The 16510-nt window shown below is 52.9% G+C and carries 11 protein-coding genes; 7 read left to right on the forward strand and 4 right to left on the reverse strand.

Features of this window, described 5'->3' with window-relative positions:
• The 4 genes from prsK (at position 1) to B3M52_RS10325 (ending at position 8482) form a co-directional block, all read left to right on the forward strand.
• Positions 1–2133, forward strand: a complete 2133-nt coding sequence (gene prsK / locus B3M52_RS10310) for an XrtA/PEP-CTERM system histidine kinase PrsK (RefSeq protein WP_286749522.1) — start codon at positions 1–3, stop codon at positions 2131–2133.
• A 121-nt stretch (positions 2134–2254) separates the two neighbouring features.
• On the forward strand, positions 2255–3628 hold the full coding sequence (prsR, locus tag B3M52_RS10315; RefSeq protein ID WP_036205429.1) for a PEP-CTERM-box response regulator transcription factor: 1374 nt from the start codon (positions 2255–2257) through the stop codon (positions 3626–3628).
• Between the two features lie 52 nt (positions 3629–3680).
• Positions 3681–6377 carry a tetratricopeptide repeat protein gene (locus B3M52_RS10320; RefSeq protein WP_286749523.1) on the forward strand — a complete coding sequence of 899 codons (2697 nt, stop codon included), beginning with the start codon at positions 3681–3683 and terminating at the stop codon, positions 6375–6377.
• Between the two features lie 128 nt (positions 6378–6505).
• On the forward strand, positions 6506–8482 hold the full coding sequence (locus B3M52_RS10325) for a PA14 domain-containing protein (RefSeq protein ID WP_286749524.1): 1977 nt from the start codon (positions 6506–6508) through the stop codon (positions 8480–8482).
• A gap of 16 nt (positions 8483–8498) precedes the next feature.
• On the opposite strand, the gene B3M52_RS10330 is transcribed toward B3M52_RS10325, so the two are convergent.
• Both B3M52_RS10330 and B3M52_RS10335 read right to left on the reverse strand, forming a co-directional pair.
• Positions 8499–10037, reverse strand: coding sequence for an exosortase/archaeosortase family protein (locus B3M52_RS10330; RefSeq protein ID WP_052479514.1), 1539 nt, complete (start codon positions 10035–10037; stop codon positions 8499–8501).
• Positions 10038–10119: 82 nt separating this feature from the next.
• Entirely contained in the window at positions 10120–11031 is a 912-nt protein-coding gene (locus B3M52_RS10335) for a GNAT family N-acetyltransferase (protein ID WP_286749525.1), read from the reverse strand.
• Between the two features lie 252 nt (positions 11032–11283).
• On the opposite strand from B3M52_RS10335, the gene B3M52_RS10340 reads away from it, so the two are divergent.
• From B3M52_RS10340 to B3M52_RS10350, 3 genes are all read left to right on the forward strand, one after another.
• Positions 11284–12834 (forward strand): lipopolysaccharide biosynthesis protein, encoded by a 1551-nt coding sequence (locus B3M52_RS10340; RefSeq protein WP_286749614.1) that lies wholly within the window; start codon positions 11284–11286, stop codon positions 12832–12834.
• 62 nt (positions 12835–12896) lie between these two features.
• The gene (locus tag B3M52_RS10345; RefSeq protein WP_052479515.1) at positions 12897–13877 is read left to right on the forward strand and encodes a glycosyltransferase family 2 protein; all 981 of its coding nucleotides are present in this window, start codon (positions 12897–12899) and stop codon (positions 13875–13877) included.
• Positions 13861–14823 carry a glycosyltransferase family 2 protein gene (locus B3M52_RS10350; RefSeq protein WP_075196104.1) on the forward strand — a complete coding sequence of 321 codons (963 nt, stop codon included), beginning with the start codon at positions 13861–13863 and terminating at the stop codon, positions 14821–14823. The genes B3M52_RS10345 and B3M52_RS10350 overlap by 17 nt, the downstream gene beginning before the upstream one ends.
• Here the strand turns inward: B3M52_RS10350 and B3M52_RS10355 are convergent.
• Positions 14803–16053, reverse strand: a complete 1251-nt coding sequence (locus B3M52_RS10355) for a cytochrome-c peroxidase (protein WP_199480680.1) — start codon at positions 16051–16053, stop codon at positions 14803–14805. The two genes, B3M52_RS10350 and B3M52_RS10355, sit on opposite strands and share 21 nt — an antisense overlap.
• Positions 16053–16376: a FixH family protein gene (locus tag B3M52_RS10360; RefSeq protein WP_185906443.1), complete on the reverse strand. Its 324-nt coding sequence runs from the start codon at positions 16374–16376 to the stop codon at positions 16053–16055. Before B3M52_RS10360 ends, B3M52_RS10355 begins: the two co-directional genes overlap by 1 nt.
• Positions 16377–16510 lie beyond the last annotated feature (134 nt).

Raw genomic sequence — 16510 nt, forward strand, 5'->3', positions numbered from 1 at the left:
ATGTTGAATAATTTCAGCCTGATCAGTCATTCCACGGCAGCCATTGCCTTTGGGTTGCTATCGCTGCTGATTGCCACACGATACCTGCGCCGGGACATTGATCGTTCTTTGCTCCTCGCCGCCGTGGTCACCACGCTGTGGGCCGGCTCACTTGTTACCCAAAGCCTTTGGGGCGAACCAAGCTTTTTTATTCGCTACCTGCTGGAACTTCTGCGTGATGCCGCGTGGATTACCGTCCTCTTCGCCCTACTTCGCGATTCATTCCGGTCTGCCAATCTTGTCGGTCGCCTACGAAAAGTGCTGGCGGCAGCCACCCTGATTCTGGTTGCTCTCCTACTCGGCAGCGGTGTCCTGGAATATTTCTTCGGGCTCAGCATTCTGGACGGTAAAACCAAAGTGGTTGGCCAGATAGCCCTATCCTTACTCGGCTTATCGCTGATTGAGCAGATCTGGCGAAACTCCGTGTCATTTGGTCGGTCCAGCATGAAGTATGTCTGTATTGCCGTTGGCAGCCTGTTTGCCTTTGATTTCTTCATGTATGCCGACACCCTGCTCTTTGGCCAGGTCTCGGAGTCGTTCTGGAACGCCCGTGGCCTGGTCAACGCTGCACTGGTGCCCTTGTTTGCTGTCAACGTGATTAACACCCGCAAACAGCCAGTGGATTTCCAGCTCTCCCGTTCAGCCGTCTTCCACGCCGGAGCCCTGATACTCGCCGGTGGTTACCTGTTGTTCCTGTCACTGGGTGGCTACTACGTCAAAACCCTGGGAGGCGAATGGGGCGACGCCCTGCAGGTACTCTTCTTCAGCATCGCACTGGTATTCCTCGTCACCCTGCTGGTCTCGCGCCGTGTGCGTTCCCGGCTAATGGTGTTTATCAGCCAGAACTTTTTCGATTACAAATACGACTACCGCGACGAATGGCTGAAAATGACCCGGGAAATGGCCGACCTCAGCGACAGCCCGCCACTTCCGGAACGGGTCATCCGCATTCTTTCGGGCCTGGTTGAAAGCAACGCCGGCGCACTCTGGATACGAGAGGAAAGAGGCGACTTCATCCTCAAGAACGCAGTCAACATGGTCACGCCCAAGTACACGACCATCGACGCCAACTCCGAACTTGTCCGCTTCTTTGGGGAACGGGAGTGGATTATCGACCTTCATGAATATCGTGGCGATCCGGTCAGCTACAACCTGCTGGAGATCCCCGACCCGATATCACATACACCGGATGGTTGGCTGGTCATTCCCCTATACCTCAGCAACGACTTATACGGTATTGCCATGGTCGGCAACCCCTACGCGCGCGTTGAACTCAACTGGGAGAACTTTGACCTGATCAAGGTTGTCGCCCGGCAGACCTGTAACCTGCTTGCACAAACTGACGCCCAGAACCGGCTTTCCAGGGCCATGCAGTTTGAGGCGGTAAGCAAGGCGTCTGCCTTCATGGTGCATGACCTGAAAACGCTGATTGCTCAACTATCGTTGCTGGTGAAAAACGCCCCCAGGCACCGGAACAACCCGGCCTTTATCGACGATATGATTCACACCACTGACCATGCCGTGCGCAAGATGTCGAACCTTGTGGATCACATCCGCAAGCCAGCGGACGAAACCCTGGTGACCGAAGTGATCGACCTGACTGAGGTTGTCAGCCAGTTGGCGGAGCACTACTCCCGCCGCCAACCTGCACCGAGGGTTGCCGATAATCCCGGAAACATTTTCATCAATGCCGATCGGGAGCAACTCTACAGCATTCTCGGCCACCTGATTCAGAATGCGCAGGATGCCACCCCACCCGATGGCGAAATCACTCTCACCCTGAAAACCGCCAAGGGCAACGTCGTGCTGTTCATCCAGGACACCGGTTCCGGCATGACCGAGGACTTTATCCAGACCCAGTTATTCAAACCGTTCGAAAGTACCAAGGGGCTGACGGGCATGGGCATTGGTGCCTATCAGGCCAGGGAGTATGTGCGCAATGTTGGGGGTAATATAGATGTAACCAGCGAACCGGACCTGGGCTCCTGTTTCTCAATCCGGTTCCCGCTTGCCCGGTTCAAACCGGAACAGGCTCCGGAAGAACCCGAGCGACTGATTACCGGCGACCCACTGCCGCAGCAGAATGCCAAATAATTGGCGAAACCGAAATACAGCGAACACTATCATTGCAAAGTGTCAATCTTCGGTTAAGAATCAGGGTTTAGAGGATTGATCGCAAGACCGTCACCATTACAAAAAGGGATTTGTAACCGTTGTGAGTAGACGACTGCTAATCGTAGAAGATGATCCGGGTTTACAAAGCCAGATGCGCTGGTGTTTCAGCGAAGATCTGGAAGTAAGCGTTGCGGCTGACCGGGAGTCAGCCCTGACCGCACTGCGTCGAAGCGAACCCGATGTCATTACTCTGGATCTGGGTCTGCCTCCGGATCCAGGCGGTGCAAAAGAAGGCTTTCTACTGCTTGAAGAAATTCTTCGGTTGTCGCCCATGACCAAGATCATTGTGGTCACCGGACGGGAAGACAAGGAGAACGCCGTCAAGGCCATCGGTATGGGGGCCAGTGACTTCTACCAGAAGCCGCTGGACGCGGACATTCTGACCTTCGTGGTGAACCGTGCCTTGCGATTGGCCGAACTGGAACGTGACAACCGGGAGCTGGCCCGTCAGCGTAATGGCACCAACATCAAAGGTATCGTCGCGGCCAGCCCACAGATGCTTGGCATCTGTCGCACCCTCGAAAAAGTGGCCCCCACCGACGTCACTACCCTGATTACCGGTGAAACCGGCACGGGCAAGGAGCTGCTGGCAAGGGCGCTTCATGATTTGAGCCACCGCTTCGATAAACCTTTTGCGGCCATTAACTGTGCCGCTATTCCTGAGAACCTCCTTGAAAGCGAACTCTTTGGCTTTGAGAAGGGCTCGTTCACCGGCGCCACCCAGAGCAAGAAAGGCAAAATCGAAAGCGCCAATGGCGGCACCCTATTCCTGGACGAGATTGGCGACATGCCCATGCCCCTCCAGGCCAAGCTGCTCCGCTTTCTCCAGGAGCGCGTGGTCGATCGGGTGGGCTCGGTCAACCCGGTTCCTGTCGATGTCCGCGTGGTGTGCGCAACTCACCGGGACGTACAGCAGTTGATCGATCAGGAGACTTTCCGCGAGGACCTTTATTACCGGATCAGTGAAATTACTCTCGACGTTCCCGCACTTCGCGAGCGCGAAGGCGACGCCCTCGTTGTTGCGCAGTCGCTGTTGCAGTCATTGGGCAAACAAATGGATCGGCCCAACCTGGCCTTTACCGAAGACGCCATCAAGGCCATCAAGACACACCCATGGCCCGGCAACGTGCGTGAAATGATCAACAAGGTGAAACGGGCCACAATCATGGCCGACGGCAAACGTGTTACCGCCGCCGACCTTGAGCTAAACTGCGACCTTGAAGGCCCCGAAAGCCAACTGAATCTCAGGCAGGTCAGGGAAAATGCGGAACGTGCCGCCATTGTGCAGGCACTGCAGTCCTGTAGCTTCAATATGGCGCAGGCCTCACGCCTGCTCGGCGTAACCCGACCAACGCTGTATAACCTGACTGATAAATATCGGATTGAAACATCCCCCGAATCGTCAGGCGCCTGAATAGCAGGCAAGGAATCCAGAACAAGACCCGATAAGGAAAAGGACCAGGGCCATGAAGCCAGTTTCAGCAGTACGTGCCACCCTCCTCTCAGTCGCAATCTCATTCGCTCTCGCCGGCTGTGGCGACAGCAATGAGATGAGCCAGGACGACATCCAGTACCTGAGTCATATTGACCAGTCACGTTTTTTCCAGCGTCAGGGTGAACTCAAGGCGAGCACACTGGAAGCCAGGAGCGCGATCGAGCTTCAACCGGAAAAGATCGAACCGTATTTCCTGATCGTCAACAATCTCCTCAAGGCAGGCGATGCGGCCAATGCCGAACGGCACCTTAACCAGATCCTGGAGCGCCTCCCTGCAGAGCAGATCGATGCAAAGGTTCAGAACCGCGCCAGCCTGATCCTCGCAGAAGCCAATCTGCTTCAGGAAGATTTTGAAGACGCCCTGGCGGCTCTCGATGACATCACCTCCCCGGACCGACCGGTGGAAACCCAGGCGGCACTGCTGGAAGGCCAGATTTACCTGGCATCCAATGAACTTGAAAAAGCCCGCACTGCGTTCAACAGAGCACGGGAAATAGACTCCGGGGAAGTTGAATCGGTGATAGGACTCTCGAAAACGGCGTTCGCCGGCGGCGACGTATCGAAGGCCCGAAAACTGGTCACCGAGGCGGAAGAGGTCGATGAGGCGAATGGTGAATTATGGCTCTGGAAGGCCGAGCTCGCCGCTTCTCAGGAAGAGTGGCAAAAAGCGGAAGATGCCTATATCAGGGCCCTCGAAGACATCGGTCAGTACGATGTAATGACCCAGCGCAAATACGCCACGATTTCGTCCCTTATTCGCGTCCTTAGAGCCCAGGGGAAGCAGTCAGAAGCTTTCGTTTACGAAGAAATACTGGCCAAGTCCGCCCCCGGTACGATCAAGAGCAACCTGATGGCCGCCCAGGCGGCAGTGGAACAGGGTGACCTCGATGAGGCCGCGCGCTATCTGGAGGAAGTTCTGGCACAAGCTCCCAACCATGAGCAGACATCGTTGATGCTCGGCCTTGTCCGGTTCAGGCAAGGCCGGGTAGAGGATGCTGAAAAGCTGCTGGCACCCATCGCAGAAGCGGGAAATTCGGAAACCGCCAGCAAATTACTGGCCGCCGCACGGCTGCAAATGCGAAATCCAGAAGGCGCCCAGGCCATACTCTCCAATCTGGAGGACAAGGACTCCGATCCGGAAACGCTTGCCATGGTGGCCATTGCCACGCTTGCCAGCGGCGACCTGAAAACGGGCGAAACGCTTATGGACAAGGCCCTGGCAAGTAACCCCGAGAACCACCAGCTGAGGCTACGGTATGCGACCTACCTCAACCAGCGGGGTGAACATGACCGGGCGATCGCCGAGGCAACCCGGGTTCTTGAAAGCGCCCCTGAGTTGGAGCAGGCACGCAGCGTCATCGTTGAAGCTCAGGCTCGCTCTGGCAACATGGACGAGGCTGTAAAATCCGCCTCTCAGTGGATTAAAGAAGATCCTGACAGTATCAATGCCCTGATGACCAGGGGAAGCCTCGCAGCCACCGCAGGCAATGTGGACGCGGCTAAAACAGACTTCAACAAGGCCAGGGAAACAGCGCCCGAATCACCAGCACCGCTGATCGCTCTTGGTAGACTGGCGCTGACTCAAGACGATCAAGCGGAAGCGCAGAAGCAGTTCCGGGCAGCAGTCAGGCTCGCCCCGGATAGCCGCCAGGCGCTTCAAGGGCTGGCGACCGTTCTGGATCGCGAAGAAACCACAGGTTTCATGCGGGAGATTCTCAAAGAGAATCCGGAAGCGACCGGCCCTCGTCTGATTCTGCTTGAGGTTGCCCTCATGGATAACAACCAGCAGGAAGCGGACGATTTAACCGCCTCCCTGCTGGAGCGAAACGAGCAATCGACCCCATCACCCGCAACGCCCTTCGTTGCAGGCATCTATAGCAGCGCAGCAACCGCATTCCAGAGCTCGGGAGAAACAGCCCGGGCGGCCGCTCTCCTTGACCGGGCTCGCGCACTGTTCCCGGACAACCAGGACATCGCTCTTCAAGCCGCTCAGCAAGCCTTCAACGAAGGCGAGGAAGATGAAGCGCGGAGAATTATTCAGGAAACCAAGCAGCAACACCCGGAATCCTCTGCGCCCTACGTGACGGAAGCCGTTTACTTCGAACGGCAAAAAAAGTACCAGCAAGCGGCTGAACTCTACCAACTCGCCCTCGACAAGCGCCCCAGCGCCGAGCTCGCAAATGGATACGCGACAAACCTGCAACGATCCGGCAAGGCACAGGAAGCACTCTCTTTCCTCGAGTCCGCTCGCAAAACGTATCCCGGCAGTAACCAGCTGCTTCTTACGCTCGCGCTGCTGCAGCAATCCGAGGGCCAGCATGAAAGCGCCAAGTCGAATTATGAGACCCTGCTTGAAAACGCACCCGGCAACGTTGTGGTGCTAAATAACCTGGCCTGGATCTATCACGAAAATGGGGACAAGCGGGCAATCGATCTGGCGAAGCAAGCCTACGAGCTTAGCCCTGGCAACGCGGCAGTCGCGGACACCTACGGATGGATCATGCTCAAGGCCGGTAACCACGAAGCCAGTGTACCCATTCTCGAAAAGGCCCATGAACTACAACCGGAGTCGGAAGAAATCGCACTGCATCTGGCAGAGGCGTATCGCGCATCAGGTAAAAACAACGAAGCGCAGAAAGTGCTCGAAAAATTTAACGGGCAAGGCTAATTGCGTCATGACCATTCGATATAACATTAACCCTCAAAGACCAAAACGGTACAACGAATAAGTGGCAGCCCTCACTTTATCAAACAATACTTGTCCTACTGAATCTGGGAACGATAAGGTGAGGCAGGATGTCTATTACAAAAGTACTTGGTCTCGGTAGTACAGTAATACTCATCAGCGGGTGCCAAAGCTGGCAGCTACAAGACATTGAGGATCTTCCTCCAACGGCGGCCCTACCCGAAACCAGCGAGCCTGGCGTTGTCGAGATTCGGTATTATGACAATCTTGATGGTGTTGAAATTGACACCATGACCTCTGCCACCAAATTTCCGGATAACCCGGATGAGGTGGATACGTTAACCAGTCTGGAAGCCCCCGAAAATCGTGTCGATAACTATGGCACCTACGTCAGAGGGTTCATAAAGCCACCAACATCCGGCGAATATCGCTTCTTTGTGAGCGGTAACGACAAGGTCGAGTTCTGGCTGAGTACGTCAAACTCACCGGATGACGCCGACATTCTGGCCACAGTGCCAGGCTGGACCTATGTCAATCAGTTCAGCAAATACAGCTCCCAAACCTCCCCATACGTAACCCTGGACGCTTCTCAGCGCTACTATTTCGAAGTCTTCCAAAAGGAGGGCGCAGGGAGTGACCATTTCGCAGTCGCATGGGAAGGCCCTGGAATCAGCCAACAGATCGTCGACTCTAATTATATCCACTCCTATGCACAATCGGGTGAGACGGCCGGCCTTTCCGAGATGGAAGCCTACTCGTTGGGCTACCGTGTTGGCTTTCTGGATGGTAACCAGGGTATAGCCTTCAACCCCGAATACCCACCACTCGATGAAGATCAGGACGGTCTGTACGATAAGTGGGAAACCGTTTACGGGCTAGACCCAACGAACCCGGCGGACTCCACCTCTGACCCAGACAATGACCTGTTAAGTGCGGCGGATGAGTTCCTGCTGGGAACAGCGGAAAACAACGCCGACACAGATGGAGACGGCATTCCCGACGGTGCTGAGTATGCCTATGGCATGGACCCTCTTGATGCTGGAGACGCCAGTGGAGACATGGATAATGATAGCTATACCAACCTGGCGGAATACCTTGCCGGGACGTCGCCCGAAGATGCCAACGAGGTTCCGGAGCCTTCTGAACAGGAACCAGTTTACGTCGAAGGCTTCGTTGGCCAATATTACAGCGGTATAGCGTTCGATGATTTTGTAGATGCGCGAGTCGATAGAAGTGTCGACTTCAATTGGGGCACTGGTCAACCCCATTCCCAGCTCTCCGACGACAACTTCAGCATTCGCTGGAATGGTATATTTACAGCGCCCCATGACTCAGGCACAAACACCTACCGCTTTACCGTCAGGACCAACGACGGCGTGAGGCTCTACGCAAACGGTACTCTTGTTATTGATGACTGGACAGAGCATGCTCCCACCGAATTTCAATATGAACGCACACTCAGCCCCGGGGAAGAAGTCCTGCTCTCTATGGAATATTTTGAACGAGTTGGTTCAGCGGTCGCCGAGTACAGGGCAACAAACACCAATACAGGCGCCCCCCTCTCCACGCCTGCCACTGTGAAGGCGCCAGACCCTACAACGAGCCACTCGCTTGATTCGGACAACGATGGGATTCCGGATACCTGGGAACTTTCACAGGGGCTTAGCCCCTGGGTTGACGACGCTGACTCTGTATCAAACAACGCTGGTATTTCGAATATTGAAGCATACAACAGTGGCCTTGATCCTTTCACACTCGAAGAAGTCGGAACCGTGAACACTAGCCCCGGCCCAACCGAGCCATCTCCTGAACCCGCAGAACCAAATGGCAGTATTACGCTGTCCTGGACGGCTCCAGGCACCCGCCTTGATGGCTCGTCTCTGTCACTGAGTGAAATCGATTACTACAGGATTCGCTATGGTCAATCACCGGGAGCGCTCACACAAACCCAGCAGGTCGACGGAGCCGAGACCTCATTTACTTTCGGAGATTTGGCGTCAGGAGTGTGGTACTTCTCGATAAGCGTCGTGGACCAGGGCGGTCTCGCAAGTGCGCCATCGGAAGTCGTATCCCAGCAAGTCGAATGAAGTAAAACCATATAACTCAATTTGTGTACAGGCGGTCTAGGTGTTCCTGGGCCGCTTCTTTTATTAACGGCGAAATGTCGCGTAACACGCGATCCCGGTCGCACTCTTCGCAATGAACACCAATAACTAACAGCGACGCATCGCTGCGGGAATTAAACATACCCGGTAGCTGGGCAAGCTTGGCCTGAAGTTCATTATTCTCCCATCGACCCTCAACATAGTATCCATACGCCACTACAAACGTCGTATCCGTTTGACGGTAGCCCAACTCCAGACCAGCCAACGGTGTCTGACCACTTACAGGATCAACACTGAAGGTACGCTTAGGAACCAATACCGAGGAATCGTATATTCGGTTGTTATACTGAACCACCTCAAACTTGGGGCGCTGATAGTCGTAACTGTATAATGCCACTAACAACCTGACTCCGGCCTGACCCTCCCGCGCCGTTCCTCGCTTTATATAGGTCTGTTCAAAGATACGATCGGGACGAACAATGGCAGGCTGCCATCCCAGAAGACTCCGGCGGAAAAGGGGCATCCAGTTGGAAGCATCTACTAGAGACACACTGTGTTGTTCGGTTTCCCCATTCATGTCTGCGAGGCTTGGTGAAACAGACCAGGAAGCCGCTCCCATCAAAAGCACAAGAAAAAGGGGGGATAACATGCCAGCGGCAGAATGGAGGCCTGATCCTTCCGTGTTGCCGTCCACAGCCGAGTCAAGGTTCTTTTCGGTGCCTTCCAGCCAACGAGCGAAGAAGTACAGTGGAACAAGAGTCCCGGCGAAAACCCACCAACCAAAGAAATCGTGCTCCTTGATAAGTGATGACGTCATTTCAGATTCGTATCCAATATAAATAATGACGAAAACACGGATCCAGTTGGCAACAAGGGATATCACCACTCCGGTAAACAAAAGAACGCAGCGGGTACGCCACAAACGGTAATTCAGTTCACCGTATAGCAGCGACAACGTTGCACCAACCAACAAGTACCGTAATCCGGAGCAACCATGGGCAATCTCGAATGCCCCCACTCCCGGAAAATAGACGAACACACCCTCGACGATAAATTCGATATCAAACTGCGATAACATCAGCTGGTTGAAAGCAACTGTAATCAGTTGCAGGTTCCAGGAAAGATAGTCCCAGAATGGAAGCGTGAATACCATCAACCCCATGGGGATAAAAAACGCTTGAGTCTGCCTCCACCCCCACAACACCAGAAGCCCACCAATCAATAGCGGCAAAAGTGCCACTTGCTGGAACGCTTCAATCAGAAGAACGCTGCCCGCGAGGTATACCAAGCCGGAGACACACAGTGGGAGCAGCCAGAACCAATAGAACCCAACTACCGGGCGATGCCTGCGCCACGCAGAGACTGTCAGGAAAATGCTGATCACGAGTACAAGAAAACCGTGGGAGTACGACTCATCGAACTTCAGCCAACGGTCAACCAGACCGCTCAACGTAGAAGCGGTAGCAACGAGAAAACAGGCAAAATACAGCGCGGGAAACAGCCAAGGGTATCGCGCTATGCCGATATTACGATCCATGTAGTAGATCCTGAGAAGCGTGGTTTAAATGGTAGTTTACCTTTTTACTACAAGTTGGCACTCGGGAAACGAGCACCCCACTTTAGTTTCCGGATTTTATACGGTATAGATACCGAAATATGCGGCTTCTGACTAGCATAAACGAAACCAGAGGCTCGGCATGAGTTGCAAGTCGAGCTTTGTAATCTTCATTCTTACCAGAGCCAGCAAGAAGGTCAAAGTCCGCAATACCGGCATTCTCAAATGCCTCTTCAATTGAATACCCTAAATGGAGTGTGCCCAGCGCCAGTTTAGGATGAAAATCCTGCTGGTAGCCCGATTGAAGGTTATAACAGCGACCACGGTAATGGACGTTATACAGCACTGACACGGCTGTCCCATCACAACGCATTATCGAAAGATCGGGCACACCCCCTTCCTCTACAACGTGTGTGAGAAAATCCTTATGGAATCTCAGGCTCCTCGCGGAAAAGCAGGGCTGCCCCCAGCGCTCGACATGAAAAGCGTTCAGGGCATTAAAAAAGTCATCAGGACTGTCTGGCCAGGCGTTCGCAAATGAGAGCTCTCCGCAGATTTCGAGCACCTTGCGCCTGTTAAAGAGACGCAACCTGGTATTGGGCCCCAAGGCAGACAGGTAGTTGTCAAAACTCCCCGTCGTTTCAATGCTGTAGGCCACATCACTATCGACAACCCGGTAGCTCCATCCCTCTTTGTGGGCCAGGTTCTGCAGATGCAATGCCTCAGGGGACTGTTTAATCACATCCCGGAAAACGGCTTCGGACCAACCACAGGACGACAGAAGACGTTCAAGCCGTCCCGCACCTTGGTCAAACGTCTCTTTTGAACAAACAAAGGAATTGTACTCCGTGCGCGGGGTGGAAATTCTACGGTAATTGGTGCCCACAAACTGCAGACAGCGCAACGGTATCAGCCCCTTGAGCAGGTATTTGTCAATGTAGACTCCGGACGCGCCGGAACCGCCCTGCTCCAGCAACTGGAACCCCCGGGTCTGCCCCCATTCACGCCACCATGCATTCTGCCAGGCATCTGTCTGGAAAATACTCACCGGTCCCTCACAAACGGTTGAAAAGTCGTAGCTCGTCCATGGAATGTGGTAGGTTACCTCACGAATAAGGAAATGCGTTATCTATCTTGTGCATGGATGTACAATACTGCCTCGTCATTCCGATACGTCCAGTGCGCCCATTGTTAACTCTTGAATACTCAGGAAAGCCCAGTGTCGACCATGTCACTCGTAAAACGCCTGTTTCGTGGGTCAATTGCCCAGACACTTCACATTGTGGTTACGATTGGCGTCGGGCTTTTCATGTTGCCCTTCATGGTGTCCCAGCTTGGGGAGTCCATGTACGGCATCTGGATACTCATCGGTGGCTTCACAGCCACTCTTTACCTGTTTGATTTCGGTTTCGCGACCGCTGTTACTCGGTTCATGGCGCGCTATATCCAGCAGGAGGACACCAGGAAAGCCAACCAGGTTATCAACTCATCCCTGATTATCTATTCCGGACTTGCTGTTGTCGTCATGCTGGCCAGCGCTGTCATCGCCTGGGTATCACCGGTCTGGGTTGAAAATCCAGACAATGTCTTGCTGATACGCCTTCTGATACTGATTGCCGGGCTCCAGATAGCACTCGGATTTCCATTTAAGGCATTTGCCGGCATTGCTGCAGCCTACGTGAGATATGACCTTACCGCATGGTGCCGAATAGTCGTAAAAGTACTTTCCACTGTCTGCTCTGTTATCGCCCTACTGCGTGGCTATGAACTACTCGCCATCAGCCTCGTCCAACTGGGTGCCTCTATCCTCACAGACATCATCCTGATCTCTATTGCGAAGTATCTCCACCCGGCTATGCGCATCAGCAGGGAGTTTGTCGACAGGGAAACAATGCGGTCGCTCTTCAATTACAGCAACTGGGCCTTCCTGATCGATATCACCAACCTGGCCAAGGACAAAGCCGACATATTTCTGATCGGTGCCTATCTTGGAACTTCATTGCTGACGACCTATTACGTCGCCGTCAGGCTGGTTGAGTACAGCCTCCAGTTCCTTACCAAAGCAACAGGAATGAGCACCCCGGTGTTTGCGGCATCGCAGGCTAAGGGCGATACCGTCGATCTGCATGACAAGATTGCCGTTTTTCTGCGAATCAACATGATCCTCGGTGGATTCGCGCTTTTCGGCCTCATACTGCTCGGTGAACCGTTGATACGCCTTTGGATGGGTGCAGAGTTTGAATACACAACGGCCTACCATACGTTGGTGGTTCTGGTCAGCGGCCGCATGCTTATGTTCCTGACAGCACCCATGGGCAGCGTGCTCATGGCAACATCCCGACATCGACTTCAAGCCTTCCTTGGAATCGCGGAAACACTCACTTCAGCCTCGTTGATCTTCCTCCTGATCGGGGTACTGGACTACGGCATCGTGGCCGCAGCCATAGGGGTATCGGCACCACTATTCATTGGCCGAGCTTTTGTAATGCCATTCATCGTTCAGAGAGAAGTCGGGTTTACAGTTAACAGAGCAATTAAAGAGCTTGGTAAACCCATAGTTTTAATAGCATTATCATGTATTGTGGCCTCAGCAATGACTCGCTTCTTATTGCCCACGGGAACCCTTCCGGAGTTTTTATTTACCGGCCTGGCGATAACAACCGTATATTGGCTATTTGTTCTTCCGTCATTGTCCAAACGGGAATGGGGACACCTTGCACAGCTTTTACCGGGAAAGCTTGGCGTCAGGGCGAGAAACTATCTGTCAGCCAACCAATAGTCGTATATACTTACACTTATAGCGTGATTCAAGCTGTTGGCTTGCACAAGGACAAGCAAACTATGGCGAATACGGCCCCTCGCATTGGTGTAGTTATCCCCCACTTCCAGAACGACGGCACACTGCTCAGGCGCTCCCTCGAGTCCATTTTCAGTCAGACCGTCATCGCGCATATCGATATTGTTATTGTGGATGACGAATCACCCGTATCTACAAAATCCATTACACAGGATCTCTCACCTCCTGATGGAATATCGATCGCTGTAATAGAACAAAAGAACAGCGGGCCGGGTATTGCCAGAAACACGGGGCTTGCCGCGTTAAATTCAAAGACTGATTATGTCGCGTTTCTTGACTCGGACGACTATTGGTCACCTGAGCATCTCGAAACTGCTATGCTCGCTTTCAAGCTAGGCGCTCATTTCTACTTCTGCTCCCGCATTGTAGAGGGTGAGGATGAGGATCTTTTCAAAAAACTTAAGTTTATTGAAAAATATAACCTCGACTCGATCGAGGGTTATCCCCACCTATGCAGAATGAAAGACAACTACTTCAGGTCGGTTATCGAAGGTTACGTTACCACTTCGACTATTGTTTACGATTATCAAATGTTTGGAGATTTACGATTCCCAACGGAGTTCTACAGGTTTGGCGAAGACCAATTTCTGTGGCTAACAATCGGGAAAAGATCCGATAACGTCATCTGCTCGGATACCGTAGGGCTAACCTATGGGAAGGGCGTAAGTATATTTTCAGAGCAGACGTTTGGGACGGATAAGGATTTCTTTCGCATACATGATGAAATCCTTTATCGCAAAAAGGTGCTACGTAACTTCGAGCTGGACAGTGAAATGAATGAAGCAATTCACCGGCGGCTAAAATCGGCCCGCGATAGATTATCCCTTCGCCTTCTCCATAAGTTAAAACGGGGCCAGCTTCGCTTCCTGATGGTGGCTATCAAGTGTGACCTTGGAATCGCTCCGTACATGCTGGGAAACGCGGCAAGAATTATCGGGCGAGGATTTCATGTCAACAAGAATTAGTGTTGTTATCCCGGCATTCAATGCAGCAGCCTATTTAACTGAAACTGTGCAAAGTTTGCTCTCCCAATTGAGTGATCAGGACGAAATACTCGTCGTCGATGACGGCTCAACTGACAACACTTGCGCCGTTTGTGCGGATATTTCAGATCCCAGAGTTCGTTTGGTTCAAAGGGCAAACAGCGGTGGCCCTGCAGCTCCTCGGAACGCTGGATGCAGGGAAGCGAAAGGCAAATACATATTCCTGTTTGATTCGGACGATATCGCCGAACCCGACAAGGTAAGTGTCGCCATGAAGGCACTGGAAAACTCTCCAAAGGCCTCATTTCTGTTTACGAACTTCAGCCTTGCTGACTCCAACGGTGTCATCACCGAACACAGGTATCTGGACAGATACAGCGTTCTAAAACAGTTAGAGAAGTCGCCCGCTGGCACCAACACCTATACCGTAAACGGTGGCCGGCTTCTTGCCGCATTGTTGAGAGCCAATTTCGTCGGAACCTGCAGCGTTGTGTTTAAAAAGTCAGTTTGGCTACGTACCGAAGGGTTCAATGAGAACCTAAGACACCTCGATGATCGGGATATGTGGCTCCAGCTCTGCCGGCATGGCGACGCAGTGTTCGTGGACCACAGCTCATTCAGATATCGAAAACATGAAAGCGGGATTTCCTCACAGCGCATCAGAGCCCAGCATTTAGAGCGAGTGGCCGTAGCGGAAAGGGTAAAGCAGTGGGATCTCAACACTGAACAAAAAAATGCAGTGCACACGTTGGCCGCGAAAAACTACCTCAAGCTTGGCTACATAGACTTTCACGATCAGGGAAATATAGAACTTGCAAGGAATTGGTTTGCAAGAAGTTTTATTAACAAGCCATCCTACCCTGCCTTTAAGGGCATGATAAAATCAGTGGTACCACAGAAACTGTATCTAATGCTCAGCAGGAACTGATAGAAGCCCAAGAAAATCAACCAGAGCGTCTCGCTCCTCAAGTGTTATGTCGAGCGTTCTCAATTCATGCTGGCCATTAAGTCCTTTCTCTGGGGGCGATCTGTAGTAGTCCATCACGTCCTTTAATTGATCGAAGCGGCCATCATGGAAATAAGGTCCGGTCTTATCCAAAAACCTTAAAGTAGGCACCTTGAAAGCCCCCTGGAGCCCCTGGTGCTTGTCCCTGCTGAGGTATTTCAAATCGGTGCATTCTGAGGGGGCTGCGTCACTGTACTTGCCAAGACAATTGAACTCATCCATCAAAACAGACTGCAAACCGAACACGCGTCCATAGTCCATATTTGGACCACTGAACACGCCGCTGCCGATGTTGTGAAAACCACCATTGGTAAGCATTGGACCATTATGGCACTGAAGGCACTGAGTTTTTTCCTGGTCGATAAAGAGCTTCGCCCCAAGGATCTGGCTTTCGGAAACCATCGATAGCGCCTTATCCTGTTGGCCGGCCGTAAGGGCATCTACAAAATGATCAAACTTTGATGGCTCCGGTAGCAACGTTCTCTGAAACGCCTCAAGAACCTTGCCAATATTGGAAAACGCGCGATTGATCGTCGTTTGTGTCGGTCGTGACAACCTGTACCAGTTATTCTGGATATCAGAAGCACCGTAAGGTGAGGCTTCGTCCGGGAGTTTGGAGAAATCGAGTTTTGGCAAGCCACCAAACAGCGCCTCATAGTAGGAACGGTATCTTTTGTCATTATTGATGACTCTCAACACAGAGAGCCTGCTACTTCCCATTTCATCCGGAGCTTCAAAAGGAATCAGGGCCTGCGACCAGAGGGAGTCGCGGCGACCATCCCAGTAAAACCAACGCTGGTACGCCGCTCCAATAAGGGTAGGAGTGTTACGGGCCGCTTCCCCGACACCCTTTCCACGCTGCTTCCCGTCAGTAAAAGCCAGCTCGGGTTGATGGCAACTGGCACAGGACAACTGCCCATCCTTGCCAAAGCGAGAATCGTAGAAGACCTGGCGGCCAAATTCGACTGCGAGTTTGTGGTCCGCGACATTGTTTGAGGGGGTGTCAGGCAGCGGCGGAAGAGCAGAAAGGCTCAGTGATTGAAGTATCCGTATATCTCGCTCATCAAACTGCTCGTTGTTGGCCTGCGACGATAGCGACACGGACAGTGAAACCAACAGAAGCAAACACTTGGTGAAGAGCCGGAAGAGCATCAATAATCCAGATTAAAGACCAACGTCGCGTGGTCCTGCGCTACGCCATCGGAGAGACTTAAATTCAACTGCCACTCCCCATGCATATTGAACATCAAGCCATCTACCCTGTAACGGCCACCGCCGAGATACTCAGTCACTCTCGGCTGTGAAGGCAACCCATGGCCGTGGGCGGGCATTCCACCTGAAACCGCCAACCCTCTCAGCTCAACAGGATCACCAACGTCACTTTCTACTTCAATGATCCAACTGTGGTGGCTGTTTAACGGTACTTTCCCATCTTCGGGAAGAACCCGAAGATGGAAATGCCCATTGGCAGACATTACCTCGCACGCAGGCTGGCAAACTCCTTCCGACGCGGACAGGACTGCGGCCCACGGGAGAAGCACAACAACCAGCCAACGCCACTTAATCTCAAAGCCCAATTGGCTACCTCGCTTCATCCTGAACCGATTGT

The sequence above is a fragment of the Marinobacter sp. UBA2688 genome (assembly GCF_002352785.1).
Taxonomy (GTDB): domain Bacteria; phylum Pseudomonadota; class Gammaproteobacteria; order Pseudomonadales; family Oleiphilaceae; genus Marinobacter; species Marinobacter salarius.